Genomic DNA, 17,102 nt, shown 5'->3' with positions numbered 1-17,102 from the left:
CTAGTCCTTCGGCAGACGACACACCTTTGAGGCGGGACCCAAGCTGTCCATTCCTTCTGGAATCTATTATAATAGTCACGTATTCGCACTTATCCCACTATGCCGAAGGAGAGTAGATGAATATGTACGATATCGTTATTATTGGCGCAGGGCCCGCAGGGGCAAGCGCGGCTATCTATGCCGCCAAGTCTGGCAAGAAAACGCTCCTTTTTGACAATGACAAGAGCATCACCAAGAAAGCCCTTCTCCGCAACCATTATGGCGCTCCCGATATTACCGGGCCCGATCTGGTGGAGACCGGCAAGAAGCAAGCCGCCGAGTTCGGCGCGGAGATCATTCAGGATACTGTGGTCAATCTCGTCCAAACAGAGTCCGGCATTCATGTAGAGACAGAAAATCAAAGCTACGAGGCAAGTCATGTCATTCTCGCCACCGGATTAAGCGTGGATCTGGCCGATAAGGCGGGCATCGCCACCAAGGACGGCACCGAGCCGCGGATTAAAACCGTTATTGACGTCGACACTAGCGGCAAAACATCCGTTCCGGGCATCTGGGCAGCAGGCACAGTGGCAGGCGTAAGCGTGCATACCATTGTCACAGCCGGCGATGGCGCCAAAGTCGCGATTAACGTCATCAGCGAGCTGAATGGCGAGCGGTATGTGGATCATGATATTTTAAAAGCGTAAGGTCATTATAAAAAAGCGAAAAGAGCGCCTTGTCCGGCGCTCTTTCTTATTGCTCCTATGGGGCTAAACCCGCTAATGCTGCTCATCATCCGTCCATTCCATTGCCTCTCCCGGCTGATAACGGTACTGCTCCAGATCCACACGGCCCTCGTCATCCGCCAATACGCCTTCGCTGCTTAGATACAGGATCTGCTTAAAGCGCGACTCCTCATCCATGAGGGCAATCATGCCTTTGGCATTCACCACTCTGTGCCAGGGCAGCTTATGGACGGCGCTCATCGAGTGGAGAATACGGACGACCTGTCTCGCTCCTCGCGGGCTGCCGGCGGCTTCGGCAATTTGCCCGTAGGTCATCACATACCCCTCAGGTATGTTCTGTATGATGTGAATGACGCGTCTCGTGAATGGCTGCATGCAGAGTTCTCCTTATCGATAGGGTACTTGCCGGTCCCTTCAAGTACTGCCTAATGTATCATACCTCAGCCGGAAATAAAACCGCCCCGGAGTAGAGTGATTTCCGGCAACTGCGCGCGTTCCGTCGCTTTTCATCCAGGCGTTGTATTAAAATAAGACAGACTGCTTTTGGTATCGGAAGCACATTAGCATGATTGGAGGTTCTAGCATGGCAACTACCATTTACTCCGACTGGGGCGGTCATAATGTGAAATTAACCTGGCTGCCAGGGACTGACAGCCCTGATCCCGCCCTCGTCACAAGCGTCCATGGCGTATGCATGGATCAAGGCAAAATCATGCTGGTGCATGTCACTGGCCGGGGCTTCAACCTGCCAGGCGGGCATGTAGAGGACGGAGAATCGCCCGAGGAAACCGTCACCCGGGAGTGTATGGAGGAGGGCTATGTCAGATGTGAGGACCTTCGCTTGATTGGCGCCATTCAAGTTAGCCACGAGGAGAATCTGAGGTTCGATCCGAACGGTAAATACCCGTTAATCGGCTACCAGCTCTTCTACCGAGCTGACGTCACGGCATGCCTCCCTTATCTTCAGGAGCATGAATGCACGGCAAGAATATGGGTGGAGCCCGAATTGGCCGCCTATGTCATGGAGGACCACAATCTGGCCTATCTCATTGTGGAAGAAGCCGTTCGGCAGGCAAACGCAGAGACGTAAAAAAGACCCGGAAAGCTTACGCCGTTAAGCCTTCCGAGTTTTTCTTATTTTCATTGAAATCCAAATGGAAATGTAGAAACCATGCTTTGCTAAAAACCGCATTGAAGGATTTATCATCGTCATCGTCATTGAATACAGCATCGTAGATCTTAGTTAGCTGCTTATAGTAATGTCTAGTGAAATACAGCAGATTCATAAGCGCTAGGACTAATGCCACGATCTCGCGAACAACGGGAAAGTCAAATAAAAGCATATACACGCCGATCCCGAGCACGACAGAACTAATCAAAACGAGAATATGGAACAGGATGGTCTCGGAGCTATACAGGTTCTTGCGGTAGGACCCCCATCCGCTAACCTTTTTATTTTTACGATATACAAATACCGAGTCCATGCTCATCTTCAAATTCCGATAGAACATATGCTGGACGAGCTCTTTGTTAATCGCTTCTTTCTCGAAATTATAGAGCTGCTTGATGACGCGAGAAGTAATCCAGTACACTTCCTTGTACACCCGATATCTCACAACAACCCAAGCAAGCATAATACCCAGTATAAACAAGGCAAGGAAGCTAAGCCCCTTAATAAAAGTAGAAAGGCTTAAATCAATAATGGCTGGAATAACAAAGCTGATAATGGCAATGTAAAACGCGATAATCTGATCTCTCTTCGTCTGCTGAAGGCCAAGCTCATTAACACATAGACTGTATGCCTGCTCCAGATGATAATCCTTTTCGGCGTCTATAGTTTCTTCGTCAATCTTATAGTCCTTGTACTTGATTTTCTTCGTGTTCTCCTGGTCAGCCACCCTGACAGCCCCCGCCTCGTCATGTCCTATTGGTCGTACGGAATCTTCGGTACCTCGTCCGTAACGACTCGCTTCAAGTAATCATAATTCTCTCTCGAATTCGCGCAGATGAGCGGAATCGGACGAGTGAAGACGGTTCGATCGAACTCGACCGTTCCGACATAACCGCCTGCTTCCCGGATCAGCACCTCGCCTGCTGCAAAGTCCCATGGGAAGACACGCATCTCAAAATACAGATCGACTCGCCCAGCCGCCAAATAAGCAAGCTCCAGCGCAGCCGACCCCAGACGGCGAATATCGTCGCAGTCCTCGTACACCTTCTCGATGATGCGGAAGCAAGACCCCGCAAGATCCTTATTGTAGAGGCTCATAGCGGTACAAAATAACGAATGGGACAAATCATGATCGGATACCTTCATCGGCCTTCCGTTCACGTAAGCGCCCTTCCCTTGCTCGGCATAAAACATCTCATCCCGGTACGGATGATAGACGACGCCCAATACAGGCACGCCATCCTTCACAAGACCAACGGAAATGACGCTAAGCCCGATATCCCGTATGAAATTGGACGTCCCGTCAATCGGGTCCACGATCCATAGATAGTCATGGTCGTAATCGTCCACTTCGCTCTCCTCGCCAATAAAACCGCAATTCTCTATAAGCGGCGTCAGACGCTCCTTCAAAAACTCCTGCACCGACAAATCCACGGAAGTCACCTGATTCGATGCCGAGCCCTTGCTGAGCACGGTAAATTCTTTATTCTTAAATAAATCGCTTGCTTCGCGTACAATTTCCATTACTTTTTCAATCATATCTTACACCTGCCTGTATATTTTTTCTATATTTAATTTATTCGATTCCATGATGTGCGTTTTCTATCTATTTCACTAATAGTATAAGGGATATTCGCCCATTCCTGCATGCACTACTTTCATCATAACGCTTCCTCCTCCCATCAACCAAAAAAGGACTGCTTATCGCAGCCCGTTGATAACCCCTTGGTCATTACCCAATCGCCGACGTATGCGATACAACAGAACCATCTTCAGCAGCCCAATCATCATAAACAGCATAGGGAATATAAGCAGAGCATGCCCCCAGCCGGGAACAAACCGCAGAAGAGTCCCCCATGGCGTTCCTATCTGCTCCGGGAATCGAAGCAAAAACAGTACCGGACCAAGCAGATAGGCAACCGTAATCAGAATCCCTCTTATAAAAAACCATGGAGTATATAGTCGGTCCGAATTCCGCTTGCGCACAAGCTGGTATAACGACCAGATCAGCCATAACGCCAGTACAGCTATACCGGAGTTCATGTACACGCCTGCGGCCCCAAACTTCACCGGCTCAGCCATTAAATAGGTCGAATACAAAGCCCCATCGCTAGCCGCCTGCAGCAGTCGAATGGACAAATCGCCATACCCACTGCCGTAGATAGTCGTAAGCAGCGCATCGTTCGTATTCATCAGTACAACAATTCCCCAGCCGGAATCCAAATCCATGATGACATCGGAATGATAATGCTCGGCATCGCCTCCATGCGAAATCAGAGCCGGAGCTGTAAACCATCCCATGCCATAGGGAAACCCGGACTCGTGCCGCTGCATCAGTCCCGTGCTGGCTGCCGACAATACGGTTACATCGTCATATTGGCCTCCATTCATTTGAGACAGCAGGAAGTGGGTCATGTCCTTCACAGAAGCGGCCAAATAGCCCGCAGGAACAAGAGCGGGCGAAATGCTCGGCTCCGTCTCCATCAGCTTGCCGAACACGGTCTGATACCCGCTTGCAAGACCATTCTCACGGGCTGCAGCGGGATCAGCATAGCTGTCTGTCATATCAAGAGGCTTGAAGATATGCTTCTCGATATAGGCCGCATACGACTCGCCTGATACATGCTCGATAATAGTGCCAAGCAGCATATAGTTCAAATTGGAATAGCGGAAGCGTTCCCCCGGTTGTCCCTCCAGCTTGGGCTTACCTTGCCGCAGCATAATTTCTTCAGCCGTATGACCTTTTGCCGCCAAAATAACCCGGCCATCGTAGGTAGACAATCCGCTTGTTTGTCTGAGCAAATCCCGCACTGTCACCTCTCGGCTGTCCGCCAGACCGTCCAACTGCAACCACGGCAAATAGGTCCGTACCGGCTCGTCCAGCTTCAACATGCCCCGCTCGGAGAGCTGCATAATGGCTGCAGCCGTAATAGGCTTGCTGACCGAGCCCAGTATAAACGGCGTCTCCGGTGCCACATCTCTGCCTGTATCATCCGCCTTCCCGTAGCCTTTCAGAAACACAATCCGACCATCCTTCACCACGCCGACAGCAAGACCCGGGATATGATAATCCCGCATGCCTTGCTCTGCTTCCTTGTCTATCCATGATTCATTCACGATGGGAGTGGCATGGGTCAGCTGAGGGAGAAGCGCTGTGAGAACAACCAATATAATTAAAATGATGAAAATGATCTGTTTGATGCGCAAATAGCAACCGCCCCTTTCAGCCTATATTGGCCGACAGAAGCGGAAAGGTTCATTTTCCAGAAAAATAAGGCGTATTCCCCTGTGGATTCTTGCCAATCGGCAGCAGACCCATGCCAATCAGAAGGACCGCGATCATGATCGAGCCTACCAATAGCCCGGCCGACTCATACTTGCGGATCGCACTTATGATCAGAAGCGTGGTTAAATTAAAGGATATATGCATAATGACGGAAGCCCATAGGCTCTTCATACGAAGCGCAGCCCATGCAAAAAGAAGACCTAGCAGAAAGGTATAGCTCATTTGAAGGGGAGCGGTATGGAGAAGCGCAAAGAGAACAGCCTGCGCAATCACGGCTGTTGTAAGGGAGTAGACATGATAAAGCGTCCGCAGAACGAGTCCCCGCAGCATAATTTCCTCCATGAACGGAATTAGAATGCCGGCCGTGACCCCTACCATAAGAATGGAATCGGAGGCCAACTCAGCTGATACTTTCTGCTCGTGGCTGACGGCAAGCTGCCCCCATACATCGAGCTCAAGAATAATTCCGAACATAAGGCTAAGCAGCATCCCAAGTCCGATAAAAAAACCGATTCGCCGCATCCCGATGGCGCGAAAGCCGCAAAACTCCCATAACGATCTCTTTTTCTCCTGACGGGTCACGACTGCAAGAAGGATCAGGGCAAGCAGCACGCCGACGATTGTAGCGGCATTCGTATTAAGGTCGCTCCACGTAAACCCTTCTTCCATGAGGTTCTGAACGATAGCCACACCTAACGTAGAGAGGATAAATGAGCCGCCAATCAGAAAAGCGTATCCGATCAAATCCAGCCAGACGTGCTGCTCCTTGTAACGTTTCATATCCGCTAGCCCCCTATTGTGTCCGCGCTGCCAGGACAACGTGTTATAGAAGTTATCGATCAAACATATATTTATCCAATATAATCCTATTCGACATCATTATACTAATATGACGATCTTCCCGTATACTAAAAAAATGGATGGATGAGATAGAGCCGTCTGCCGTGCAGGAACAGCAAAAACCCCCACCCTCAATGCGGGTGGAGGTCCTTGATTGCGATGCTTTACGGTACGACGACGGTAACTGTATCGCTCAGAACAGTGCCGAACGGATTAATGAGCTCGACTTGGTACGTATAGGTTCCCGGCGGGCGTCTGAAGGTCCAGCTTCCCGACTGTCCAGACGTATTGCCAATCTCCTCGTAGTAATGCAGGGACACCTCTTGTCCATTCTCCAAGAGACGGCCGGAGGTCGCTTTATTGCCGTTCCAAATTGTCCATTTGATGACAAATTCACCGATTGTATGCAATTTATTATCATTTAGCTCTATACTAGGCTTGGCAGGTGCTCCAGTGGCCGATGTCGCCACTTGATTAATGGAATTGGACCACGTCGTGCCGCATTCATTTTTGGCGATAATGCCAAAGGAATATCCGATATAGCCATTGCGCAGCTCAGTTACGGTGAAGCTCGTAGCTTGAATATTTTGAGCAGCGAATGGCGCTCTTGGGGAATAATAGACATCATAAGCGTCAGCGCCTGCAGACGGTGTCCACGACAGCGCCATGGAGCGATTGCCCGGGGTTGCCGTCAGCGTAAAATCGCCCGGCTTCTCGCAAGCAACTGCCGGCTCAGCGCTGGCCGCTCCGAATAAGGATAAGGACAGAACAAGCGTTAAACCTAACGCCACCAGTTTCTTTTGAATGTTTCTCATAATCTCTCTCCTATTTCTATAATTGGAATAAAATCAGGAGTACTCCTCTATTTAACACAAGATTGGACGTCCACCTTTAATATAGCAATTATTAGTATTTATGTCAAAATAAGATATTGTATAGAGTCTCCTTGCCTATTCATCAATTGAGTAGTAAAGTGATAACTAAGATAAGCGATTGCGAGGGAGATCAGATGCAGAACAATACAATCGGCTCCTTAATTTGGCTGCGGTTGATGCGATTTACAAATCAGAGCAATCAGATGTCGAACACATTCTTGAAGCGGTTCGGCCTTACAACCGCTCAATTCGATGCCCTGATGCAGATTCGCGCTTATCAGCCGCTTACCCAGATGGAGCTTGCAGAGAAAGTAACGGTGACGCAAGGCGGCATCTCGCGCATGCTGGAGCGTCTGGAGAAGGAAGGCTACATCGTTCGCAAGCAAGATTGGAAGACGAAGACGATCTCTCTCTCGGAAAAAGGAGAAGCCGTACTGGAGCTGGCGATGCCGGAGCAGTTGGCCTTTCAATCGTCCTTCTTCGAGGAAGTGCTGAGCAAAGAAGAACAACAGACCCTATACACGCTCATGACACGCGTCCATAAGCATAGCGGGACAAAAGAAGTACCGCCTGAGTAATTATTTTGATTATCAGTTGACTAGTCAAGTTATAAAAGGAGGAATGACATATGCCGACGATTACCGGTCATCATCACATCTCTATGTTGACCAAGCATGCACAAGGTAATAATCACTTTTACCAAAACATCCTGGGACTTCGCCGCGTGAAGAAGACGGTCAATCAAGATGACCCATCCATGTACCATCTCTTCTATGGCGATTTGACCGGCGCAGCAGGCACAGAGCTATCTTTCTTCGAGATGCCCCGGCTTGCCGCCACGGTCCGCGGCACGAATGCAATCACACGCATCGGCTTGCTCGTGCCGTCCATGGACAGCCTCCAATACTGGAAAAAGCGCTTCGAGCAGCATGACGTTCAACACGGAGAGATTAGCCGTTATGCCGGACGGGACGCCTTGCTCTTCGAAGACGAGGAAGGTCTCCGCCTTGTCCTGATCAATCACAACGGAGAAGCCGTTCCGGAGCATTGGGCCCCTTGGGATGGATCAAGCGTGGATCAAGAGCATCGCATTCTCGGGATGGGCAGCGTCGAATTCACCGTACGTAATCTGGAGGACACCGCGCGTACACTCCGCGACATACTGGGGTATACGGAAGCAATCCGCACAAGCGGGGAGGCAATCTATCAATCCGTCCCGGGGGAAATAATCGGCGAGATCGTCGTGAGGCAGGAAGATGGACCCAACGAGAGACCAGGCAAAGGGAGCGTTCATCACCTCGCCATTCGCGTCAAGGACGAGGGCGAGCTTCGTTACTGGGATGCCGTCATTCAGCAGCACGGCTTCCGCTCGACAGGCGTTGTAGACCGCTATTACTTCCAGAGCCTGTACTTCCGCGAATCCAACGGGATATTGATCGAGATGGCTACGGACGGGCCGGGCTTTACCGCCGACTCGACTGTGGAGGAGCTGGGGCATGCGCTAGATTTGCCGCCTTTTCTGGAAGGACGCCGCGCCGAGATTGAAGCCAAGCTGATTCCATTGGATTAAGACTAGACGCAGGCACCATGAATAACGCTCGCATGACTGCAGACAAGACTTGGTATCTGATATTCCTCGGCTATGATGTCCGAGATATCGGAAGATGATTCGAGACGACAAAAGGACCTCCTGCGAGGTCCTTTTTGTCATCTTCCTCCTGCTTCGAATCGGTCCGCAGCTACGTTCCGCAGAAGGTGCGGTACGGATAAGCTGACGGCTCGGACAATGCCGCATATTCCTCCTGCTCAGGCGTATGAGCGTAGGGATTGCGCAGTACCGCAAGCAGTCTGTGCATCACGGAGAGGTCACCTTCCTCCACAGCCGCCTCCAGCGCTTCCTCCACCCGGTGGTTGCGCGGGATGACAGCAGGGTTGCTCGCCTTCATCAGCCGCTGCGCCTCTTCAGCCGACTGCTGCTGGCGGCCCTGCCGCTCCTGCCAGCGGGCGTACCATTCGCGAAAACCTTCGCTGCAGGACATCGCCACATCCTCCTGCTTGCCGAATGTCAATGCCTTAAAGGTGTTCGTGTAATCCGCATGATGCTCCTTCATCAGATCCAGAAGAGCCTTGATGAGAGACTCGTCGTCCGCTTCCTCATGGAACAGCCCAAGCTTTGCCCGCATGCCGTTCATCCAGTGGCTGTAGAAGCTGTCGATGAATCCTTTGATTGCATCCTCCGCCAGCTCAACTGCCTTCTCTTCCTCCTCGTGAAGAAGCGGCAGCAGCGCTTCTGCAAGCCTTGCCAGATTCCATGCCGCGATATTGGGCTGATTGCCATAGGCATAGCGTCCTTGCGTATCGATAGAGCTGAACACGGTCGCAGGATCGTAGGCATCCATAAACGCGCACGGGCCGTAATCGATTGCCTCTCCGCTAAGCGTCATATTGTCCGTGTTCATCACGCCATGAATGAAGCCAGCCAGCTGCCACTTGGCAATAAGCACGCCCTGGCGCTTGATGACTTCCTTCAGCAGCGCCAGATAGCGATTGTCGCCTGGATCGGCGTCCGCATAGTGCCGATCCCATGTGTAATCAGCCAGCGCCCGCAGATCCTCCACAGTCCCGCCTCCCGCAGCGTACTGGAACGTCCCGACGCGGATATGGCTGGCCGCCACACGCGTCAGGACAGCCCCCGGCAGCTCCGTCTCGCGGTAGATCGGCTCGCCTGTCGTGACGACGGCCAGGCTGCGTGTCGTCGGAATACCAAGCCCGTGCATCGCCTCACTGATGATATACTCGCGCAGCATCGGCCCAAGCGACGCCTTACCGTCACCTCCGCGGGAGTATGGCGTTCGTCCCGATCCTTTCAGCTGGATATCGAATCGCTCGTCAGCGGGTGTCAATTGCTCTCCGATGAGCATGGCCCGTCCGTCTCCCAGCATGGTGAAATGTCCGAATTGATGCCCCGCATACGCCTGGGCAAGCGGCAGCGAGCCTGAAGGCATCGTATTGCCTGCGAATGCAGCTATGCCCTCCTCGCTCTTCAGCGCCTCCACATTCAGACCAAGCGACGCGGCAAGCGGTTCATTAAGCACGATCAGCTCCGGGTCGGGTACCGGGTTCGGCTCCATCCTGCTATAAAACAATTCCGGCAAGCCGGCATAACTATTGTCAAAGTTCCAGCCAGCGGCTATGTTCGGTTTTTGGTCCGTCATGATATCTCCTTTGGAAAACATCGTTATGAGAAATTCGTCTTCTTTATCCCCTTATTATACCCTTCCCACTATCCGCCAAGGCCCTTAAATGTATGCGATAAAAAAATTTTTTCGCGCCGCTTAAACGAGTTAATTCACTACTCTGTCACAGCAATAAAGCCTTATTCCATGCGGCTTCCACGATATTTGTATCGTTCGGTTTTTGGACAAAAAAACACCATATCTTTCTAATTCCTCCCGAACTGGTTTGTACTATGTTATTATTAATTTGCATTATTGCGTTAAAAAACTTAAAATAATACGAAATCGCGCTCTGAGAGAGTGACTGGCATTAGGCTGAATCTCGCATTATTTTAGGAGGATTTAACATGGGTAGAATCAAGATTGGCATCGTAGGCTACGGCAACTTAGGCAAAGGGGTCGAGAAGGCCCTGGCGCAAAATCCGGATATGGAGCTCGTTGCAGTATTTACGCGCAGACAGCCAGAGCAGCTGGCAACAGGCAGCGTGAAATTCGAGCACATTTCGGCAGCAGAACAATACAAAGGCAAAGTCGACGTCATGATTCTGTGCGGGGGCTCCGCAACAGACCTGCCTGAGCAGACTCCATTCTTCGCAAGCATGTTCAACACAGTGGACAGCTTCGATACACACGCGAAAATTCCGGAGTTCTACGACGCGGTTAACGCTGCAGCAAAGCAAGGCGGCAATCTGAGCGTCATCTCCACAGGCTGGGACCCAGGCTTATTCTCGCTCAATCGTTTGCTGGGCCAATCCATTCTACCTGAAGGCACCGAGTACACATTCTGGGGCAAAGGCGTAAGCCAAGGCCACTCCGATGCGATTCGCCGCGTACCGGGCGTTAAAGCCGGCGTGCAATACACCGTTCCAGTCCAGTCCGTTATCGACCGCATCCGCGATGGAGAGACGCCAGAGCTTACGACACGCGAGAAGCACCTTCGTCAGTGCTATGTCGTGGCGGAAGAAGGCGCTGACCAAGACGTGATCCGCGAGACGATTGTGTCCATGCCGAACTACTTCTCAGACTACGATACAACTGTAACGTTTATTACCGAGGAACAGCTGAATGCCGAGCATCAAGGCATGCCGCATGGCGGATTCGTTATTCGCAGCGGTGTAACCGGTGCAGGAACAAAGCAAATTATCGATTTCGGCCTGAAGCTGGAAAGCAACCCTGAATTCACGGCAAGCGTACTCGTTGCCTATGCAAGAGCTGCCAACCGATTGAGCCAAGAAGGTCAAAACGGAGCGAAGACGGTATTCGATATTCCGTTCGCTTACCTGTCGCCTAAATCCGGCGAAGAGCTTCGCCGCGATCTTCTGTAATCTCTCGGTTTGATAGATAGAAAGTAACTAGCTAGTCATTTTCTCTATAGAAGGAGCGTCCACCCACGTGAACAATGTATTGGTAAAGGAGCAGACCGCCAAGGAATATGTCCAGTCGGTCTATGAAACGATTCTCAACCGCAATCAAGGGGAGCGGGAATTTTTCCAATCGGTGAAAGAAATTCTTGACTCCCTGATCCCTGTCATTGAGGCCAATCCGCATTACATGAAGCACAGCATCCTGGAGAGAATTACCGAGCCTGAGCGCGTCGTATACTTCCGCGTACCTTGGGTTGACGACAACGGCAAGCCACAAGTCAACCGCGGATTCCGCGTTCAATTCAACAGCGCACTAGGCCCTTACAAAGGCGGACTTCGCTTCCACCCTTCCGTGAACGCCAGCATTATCAAGTTCCTTGGATTTGAGCAGATCTTCAAAAATTCCTTGACCGGCCAACCAATCGGTGGCGGCAAAGGCGGCTCCGACTTCGATCCGAAGGGCAAATCGGAAGGCGAAGTTATGCGCTTCACGCAAAGCTTCATGACCGAGCTATACCGTTATATCGGTCCATACATGGATGTACCAGCTGGCGACATCGGTGTGGGCGCTCGCGAGATCGGATATATGTTCGGCCAATACAAGCGGATCAAGAGCGGCAATGAAGCCGGCGTATTGACGGGCAAAGGCCTCCTCTACGGCGGAAGCCTTGCGCGTAAAGAAGCAACGGGCTACGGATGCGTCTACTTCGTCAACGAAATGCTGCAAGCCAAAGACATGAGCTTCCAGGATCGTACCGTTGTCGTCTCCGGCTCCGGCAACGTATCCATCTACGCGATTGAGAAGGCACAGCAATTCGGTGCACATGTCGTTGCATGCAGCGACTCCAACGGCTATATCTACGATCCGAAGGGTATCGATCTTGCACTCGTGAAGCAGCTGAAGGAAGTAGAGCGCAAGCGCATTAGCGAATACGTCCTGACTCATCCTGATGCTGTATACACGCCAGGCTGTGAGAACATCTGGACAATTCCTTGCGATATCGCGCTTCCGTGCGCAACGCAGAACGAGATCGACGACAAAGCGGCCGAGCTGCTCGTGAAGAACGGCGTAGTGGCAGTTGGCGAAGGCGCGAACATGCCATCGACGCTTGACGCGATCGACGTATTCTTGAACAACGGCGTCCTGTTCGGACCGGCGAAAGCCGCGAATGCAGGCGGCGTAGCTGTCTCCTCGCTGGAGATGTCGCAGAACAGCATGCGCTTGTCCTGGACATTCGAGGAAGTAGACGCGAAGCTGCATGACATCATGCGCCGCATCTACCACAACAGCATGGCCGAAGCCGAGAAGTACGGCTACCCGGGCAACCTTGTTGTCGGCGCCAACATCGCAGGCTTCGTACGCGTAGCAGACGCGATGATCGAGCAAGGCGTTGTATAATAAAGTTCTTCGATTGAAATCATTTTTTTTCTAAATATAAGCATGAAGAAACCGGCTCCTGTGCACAGGGGCCGGTTTTGATTTTCCTTATGATCTTCATAGGGGTCGCCCGCCACCGCTGCTTACAGCTTGGCCAGACTATCGACAAGCAGAAAAAGCCCCGTTCCGCTCAGCAGAATGTACGTTATGATTCGGAATATGCGTTGATTCAACTTTTTGAACAATATCTGGCCAATCAGCAAACCGAGGAACACAATCGGAATGGCATAAAGACTCCATGTCCAAGTCCTCTCACTCGTGCCTGCAAAGATTATCTGGGTCAACAAACTTACGAAATAAATAAACAAATAAAAAGCGAGTGTAGTGGCTCTTATCTTCCCCTTCTCCGCATCCGTTCCCGTGAAATACAGCAATAACGGCGGCCCCGGCATTCCGATGCTGGTCGTGAGCAATCCGGATATTCCGCCTACGATATAATCCCGCTGCCTTGTCGCTTTCACTTTGAATCTGAATATCAGCAGTGCGGTTAACGCCAGCAGAAGGATACTCACCCCTAATGTGAAGGTGTTGATGTCCACAGACAACAGAATAAGCAAGCCAAAAGGCACACCCGCTATGCTGCCTGCGGTAAATCTTTTGAGAAGCATGAAATCGATGTCCCTTCTTATCTTCACAATTAAGGATACCGAGATCACCAGCGACAAAATAATGTTGATCTGGATCGCTTCTTGAGGCTGAAATAACAGAAGTAAAAATGGCGTTGCCATGATCGAGAAACCAAAGCCGGTGCTAGTCTGCAAGATCGAAGCGGCCAGAATAATCGCTATGAAAATCCCGATATGATCCAAGACATTCCTCCTATCTCTAACCCGCTTCGTTATAGTGTAAAGCTTATGGGCCATCCTTTCAAACCTATCAATGGATTTGCTCATTCTATGTTGAAATACTTGTCATTCGCGGTATGAAACAACCGGCCACTTCAACCTCTGCAATCTTCTGTGCAATCCACATAGCCTAAAGGATTGTTAGACGCTTATGTCGAATTTTATGATTATGACGACGCGACTACTCAAACATAAAACGATTGCTTATTTAATAATAGCTATTCTCTTTCTAGGCTGCCTCACTGGGCTTCGGTGGGCATGGTCGGATATCTTCCCTACCTCGAAGTCTCATCCGATTGTGAATGGCGTGCTGGACATGCGCGGTATAGATTTGGAAGCCTCTCACTCTTTCTATATGGACGGGGAATGGCTCTTCTATCCGGAGCAATTGTTGTCGAGCCAGGATGTGCACACCGATGCCCCGACACCGCAGTCCATTCAAGTACCTGGCAGCTGGGGAAATCTATTGAACCATGAGAAGGGATATGCCTACGGCTATGGCACGTATCGCCTGCGCATTCTGACCGATCCGCTCGTGCAGCCCGTATCGATCTGGCTGAAGGGGATTCAAGCCTCATCGGAAGTTGAGATTAATGGAAATACATTGGCCATCGTAGGCCAGCCTGCCGCCAGGGCTGACGACTATACCCCGAAGAGCGTGTCCTATACGGCCACCTATTCGGTGGAAGGCACAACGGAGCTTGATGTGCTTATTCGCGTCGCCAACTACGATAAGCCAAGCAAGGGCGGTATTATTCGATCCCTTCGGTTCGGCTCGCTCGCTGCGATAGACACAGTCCGATGGTATTCGATTGGATTCCAGTTGGTTACGGTTGTATTGCTTGTTTTGCACAGCCTGTACGCATTTATTCTTTACTACTTTAATCGGAAAGAGCGCACTCTGCTGCTTACCGGCTTGCTGCTGATTGCCGTTGGCGTCTCTATCGCTGCCGGTCACGATCACTTGCTTATGCTGTGGCTGCCCATCAACTACACTTGGGCGATAAAGATCAGGCTGGTCTCTCTCATGTGGCAGATTTTTCTTATCCTGCTCTTGTTCAGACGATTTTCGGCAGCAAAGCCAGGCAATATATGGCTTCGTGCCTTCACGGTATCCCTTGTTGCCTTTACAGCCGTAGTGTTTGCGGCTCCGGCGTATTTGATCGACATCATGATCACTTATAAGATCATTTACTTCTTTTTCTTCGTGCCGTTTATATGGTTTGCCGGAGTTGCTGGCGGCATGATCTTTCATAAGAAAAATGACATTGATATCGTATTTCTACTGCTGTCAGCCGTAAGCATTATTTCCAATCTGCTATGGAGCTTCGCCTCTACATCAAAAGATGTGACAACCGCTTATTATCCGTTCGATATTATGGCGGCCATGATTGGTTTCTCTACTTATTGGTTCAAGAAGTATTACCGCCAGTCCAGAGAAAACTCCGGGCTTTATGAACAATTGAAGAAGGAAGATAAACTGAAGGACCAATTCCTGGCCAATACGTCGCATGAGCTTCGGACGCCTCTGCACGGCATTATGAATATCGCCGAAACCGTTGTTATGAAAGAAAAGGAACGGATGGACGCCCACAGCATCAAAGATATGGAGCTGTTGATCCAGATTAGCCGGCGCATGTCCCATATGCTGGGCGATCTGCTCGATGTCGCACGGCTCAAGGAGCATCGCATCATACTGAAGCAAGAACCGATGCATATTCAGGCGTTGGTTCCAGGCATTATGGCCATGCTGGCGTTTCTTATGGAGGGCAAGCCCGTTCAACTGCAAATGAACATTCCGGACTCCACGCCGCTTGTCATGGCCGATGAGAAGCGGCTGGTGCAAATTCTCTATAATCTGCTGCACAACGCGCTGAAGTACACGGAAGAAGGCCAGATCGACATATCCGCTGAAGTCCGTGACGGCTTTGTGATGATTCATGTAGCCGATACTGGTGTTGGCATAGATGAAGAGACCCAGGCACGCATATTCCTTCCTTACGAGCAAGGAGCCTACGGGGTTAGCGACGGCAGAGGCATGGGACTTGGCCTCAGCATATGCAAGCAACTGATCGAGCTTCACGGCGGCGAACTCGCCGTCCGGTCAACACCCGGCCATGGCTCGACATTCAGCTTCGAGCTTCCGCTTGCAGGCGCGGAGCATCTGGCATCTTCACTTAATCCGGCCCTATCCGCAGCCATTGGCAGCGAGGCGGAGATGGCTGCCGGGATCGGCTCGCTGTACGATCCAGCATCATTCACGCAGGAATCCATTCCTTCGCTGCTGAATGACAGCAAGGTTCATATTCTTGCCGTGGACGATGATCCGGTCAACCTGAGCGTGCTGGCCGGCATCCTGTCGGCAGAGCCCTATCAGCTGACCACTGTCCATTCCGCACGCGAAGCATTGGAGCTGCTGCCGACTCGGACTTGGGATCTTGTCATTGCCGATGTGATGATGCCGCAGATGTCCGGTTATGAACTGACTCAGAAGATCAGGGAGCACTATTCCTTATCCGAACTTCCGGTATTGCTGCTGACCGCACGCAGCCAGTCTACCGATATCTATACCGGCTTTGCTTCAGGTGCCAATGATTATGTAACCAAGCCGGTAGACGCTTTGGAGTTAAAATACCGGATTAAAGCACTAATCACACTTAAGCAATCGATACACAAACGGCTGCGTATGGAGGCCGCTTATCTGCAGGCACAGATTCATCCGCATTTCTTATTCAACACGCTCAATTCCATTATGGCGCTAAGCATGACGAATACCGAAAAGATGCGTTCACTCGTTGAAGCCTTCTCTTCGTATCTTCGCATCAGCTTTGATTTTCTGAATACAGAGGAATTGGTTGAGCTATCCCATGAGCTGGATCTCGCCAAGGCGTATCTCTTCGTTGAGCAGGAGCGGTTCGGAGAGCGCTTGACCGTGGAATGGGAAGTGGAGCCCGGCATCAATCCGCTGCTTCCTCCGCTGACCATTCAGCCGCTGATCGAGAACGCCGTCAAGCATGGATTGCTGAAACGCCGAAAAGGCGGCACCGTGCTGATCCGGGTCGCGCGGCAACACCAAGGAACGCGGATAGAAGTGCAGGATAACGGGATTGGCATTAGTCCGGACAAAATTCACCAATTGCTGAACCGGACAATGAGCGGCAAGAGCGGAATCGGCGTCTCCAATACGAACCGCAGACTCCTCCAGCTGTATGGTCAAGGCTTGTTGATTCAGAGCACGCCTGACGAGGGAACGAGCGTATCATTCATCATACCCGATCAACAGAAGAGCAAGGGCAGTCAATAGCCCCTTACTCACGGCGTT

Annotated in this window: 15 protein-coding genes; 7 read left to right on the top strand and 8 right to left on the bottom strand. The window is 51.1% G+C overall.

The features are described 5' to 3' along the window. Positions 1-122 precede the first annotated feature (122 nt). Positions 123-686, top strand: coding sequence for an FAD-dependent oxidoreductase (locus ACFVSO_RS21390; RefSeq protein ID WP_387477608.1), 564 nt, complete (start codon positions 123-125; stop codon positions 684-686). 72 nt (positions 687-758) lie between these two features. Here ACFVSO_RS21390 and ACFVSO_RS21385 read toward each other — a convergent pair whose 3' ends face one another. Further along, positions 759-1,100, bottom strand: a complete 342-nt coding sequence (locus ACFVSO_RS21385; RefSeq protein WP_387477317.1) for an MGMT family protein — start codon at positions 1,098-1,100, stop codon at positions 759-761. A 208-nt stretch (positions 1,101-1,308) separates the two neighbouring features. Here ACFVSO_RS21385 and ACFVSO_RS21380 point away from each other — a divergent pair, with 208 nt between their 5' ends. After that, the gene (locus ACFVSO_RS21380; protein WP_387477315.1) at positions 1,309-1,815 is read left to right on the top strand and encodes an NUDIX hydrolase; all 507 of its coding nucleotides are present in this window, start codon (positions 1,309-1,311) and stop codon (positions 1,813-1,815) included. A 16-nt stretch (positions 1,816-1,831) separates the two neighbouring features. Here the strand turns inward: ACFVSO_RS21380 and ACFVSO_RS21375 are convergent, their stop codons facing one another. The 5 genes from ACFVSO_RS21375 to ACFVSO_RS21355 form a co-directional block, all read right to left on the bottom strand. After that, complete coding sequence (locus tag ACFVSO_RS21375) at positions 1,832-2,623, bottom strand: hypothetical protein (protein WP_387477313.1); 792 nt, start codon at positions 2,621-2,623, stop codon at positions 1,832-1,834. A gap of 26 nt (positions 2,624-2,649) precedes the next feature. Further along, positions 2,650-3,435, bottom strand: a complete 786-nt coding sequence (locus ACFVSO_RS21370; protein WP_387477311.1) for an inositol monophosphatase family protein — start codon at positions 3,433-3,435, stop codon at positions 2,650-2,652. Between the two features lie 162 nt (positions 3,436-3,597). Next, on the bottom strand, positions 3,598-5,103 hold the full coding sequence (locus ACFVSO_RS21365; RefSeq protein WP_387477309.1) for a serine hydrolase domain-containing protein: 1,506 nt from the start codon (positions 5,101-5,103) through the stop codon (positions 3,598-3,600). Between the two features lie 49 nt (positions 5,104-5,152). Further along, positions 5,153-5,962 (bottom strand): CPBP family intramembrane glutamic endopeptidase, encoded by an 810-nt coding sequence (locus ACFVSO_RS21360; protein WP_387477307.1) that lies wholly within the window; start codon positions 5,960-5,962, stop codon positions 5,153-5,155. A 224-nt stretch (positions 5,963-6,186) separates the two neighbouring features. Then, the gene (locus ACFVSO_RS21355; protein WP_387477305.1) at positions 6,187-6,837 is read right to left on the bottom strand and encodes a fibronectin type III domain-containing protein; all 651 of its coding nucleotides are present in this window, start codon (positions 6,835-6,837) and stop codon (positions 6,187-6,189) included. 194 nt (positions 6,838-7,031) lie between these two features. On the opposite strand from ACFVSO_RS21355, the gene ACFVSO_RS21350 reads away from it, so the two are divergent. Further along, on the top strand, positions 7,032-7,475 hold the full coding sequence (locus ACFVSO_RS21350; protein ID WP_387477303.1) for a MarR family winged helix-turn-helix transcriptional regulator: 444 nt from the start codon (positions 7,032-7,034) through the stop codon (positions 7,473-7,475). Positions 7,476-7,525: 50 nt separating this feature from the next. Then, positions 7,526-8,467 carry a ring-cleaving dioxygenase gene (locus ACFVSO_RS21345; protein ID WP_387477301.1) on the top strand — a complete coding sequence of 314 codons (942 nt, stop codon included), beginning with the start codon at positions 7,526-7,528 and terminating at the stop codon, positions 8,465-8,467. Between the two features lie 169 nt (positions 8,468-8,636). On the opposite strand, the gene ACFVSO_RS21340 is transcribed toward ACFVSO_RS21345, so the two are convergent. Continuing rightward, positions 8,637-10,112: a protein adenylyltransferase SelO gene (locus ACFVSO_RS21340; RefSeq protein WP_387477299.1), complete on the bottom strand. Its 1,476-nt coding sequence runs from the start codon at positions 10,110-10,112 to the stop codon at positions 8,637-8,639. Between the two features lie 368 nt (positions 10,113-10,480). Here ACFVSO_RS21340 and ACFVSO_RS21335 point away from each other — a divergent pair, with 368 nt between their 5' ends. Both ACFVSO_RS21335 and gdhA read left to right on the top strand, forming a co-directional pair. Continuing rightward, positions 10,481-11,458, top strand: a complete 978-nt coding sequence (locus ACFVSO_RS21335; RefSeq protein ID WP_387477297.1) for a diaminopimelate dehydrogenase — start codon at positions 10,481-10,483, stop codon at positions 11,456-11,458. A gap of 67 nt (positions 11,459-11,525) precedes the next feature. Then, a complete protein-coding gene (gene gdhA, locus ACFVSO_RS21330; protein ID WP_387477295.1) occupies positions 11,526-12,896 on the top strand; it encodes an NADP-specific glutamate dehydrogenase in 1,371 nt (456 codons plus the stop codon). A 122-nt stretch (positions 12,897-13,018) separates the two neighbouring features. Here the strand turns inward: gdhA and ACFVSO_RS21325 are convergent, their stop codons facing one another. After that, a complete protein-coding gene (locus ACFVSO_RS21325) occupies positions 13,019-13,744 on the bottom strand; it encodes a sulfite exporter TauE/SafE family protein (protein ID WP_387477293.1) in 726 nt (241 codons plus the stop codon). 187 nt (positions 13,745-13,931) lie between these two features. Between ACFVSO_RS21325 and ACFVSO_RS21320 the strand changes: the two genes are divergently transcribed. Beyond that, complete coding sequence (locus tag ACFVSO_RS21320; RefSeq protein WP_387477291.1) at positions 13,932-17,084, top strand: ATP-binding response regulator; 3,153 nt, start codon at positions 13,932-13,934, stop codon at positions 17,082-17,084. Positions 17,085-17,102 lie beyond the last annotated feature (18 nt).

This window comes from Paenibacillus sp. NPDC057967 (assembly GCF_042887015.1).
Taxonomy (GTDB): domain Bacteria; phylum Bacillota; class Bacilli; order Paenibacillales; family Paenibacillaceae; genus Pristimantibacillus.
Note: the sequence above shows the minus strand (reverse complement) of the source record. Positions and strands in the feature narration are given on the sequence as shown.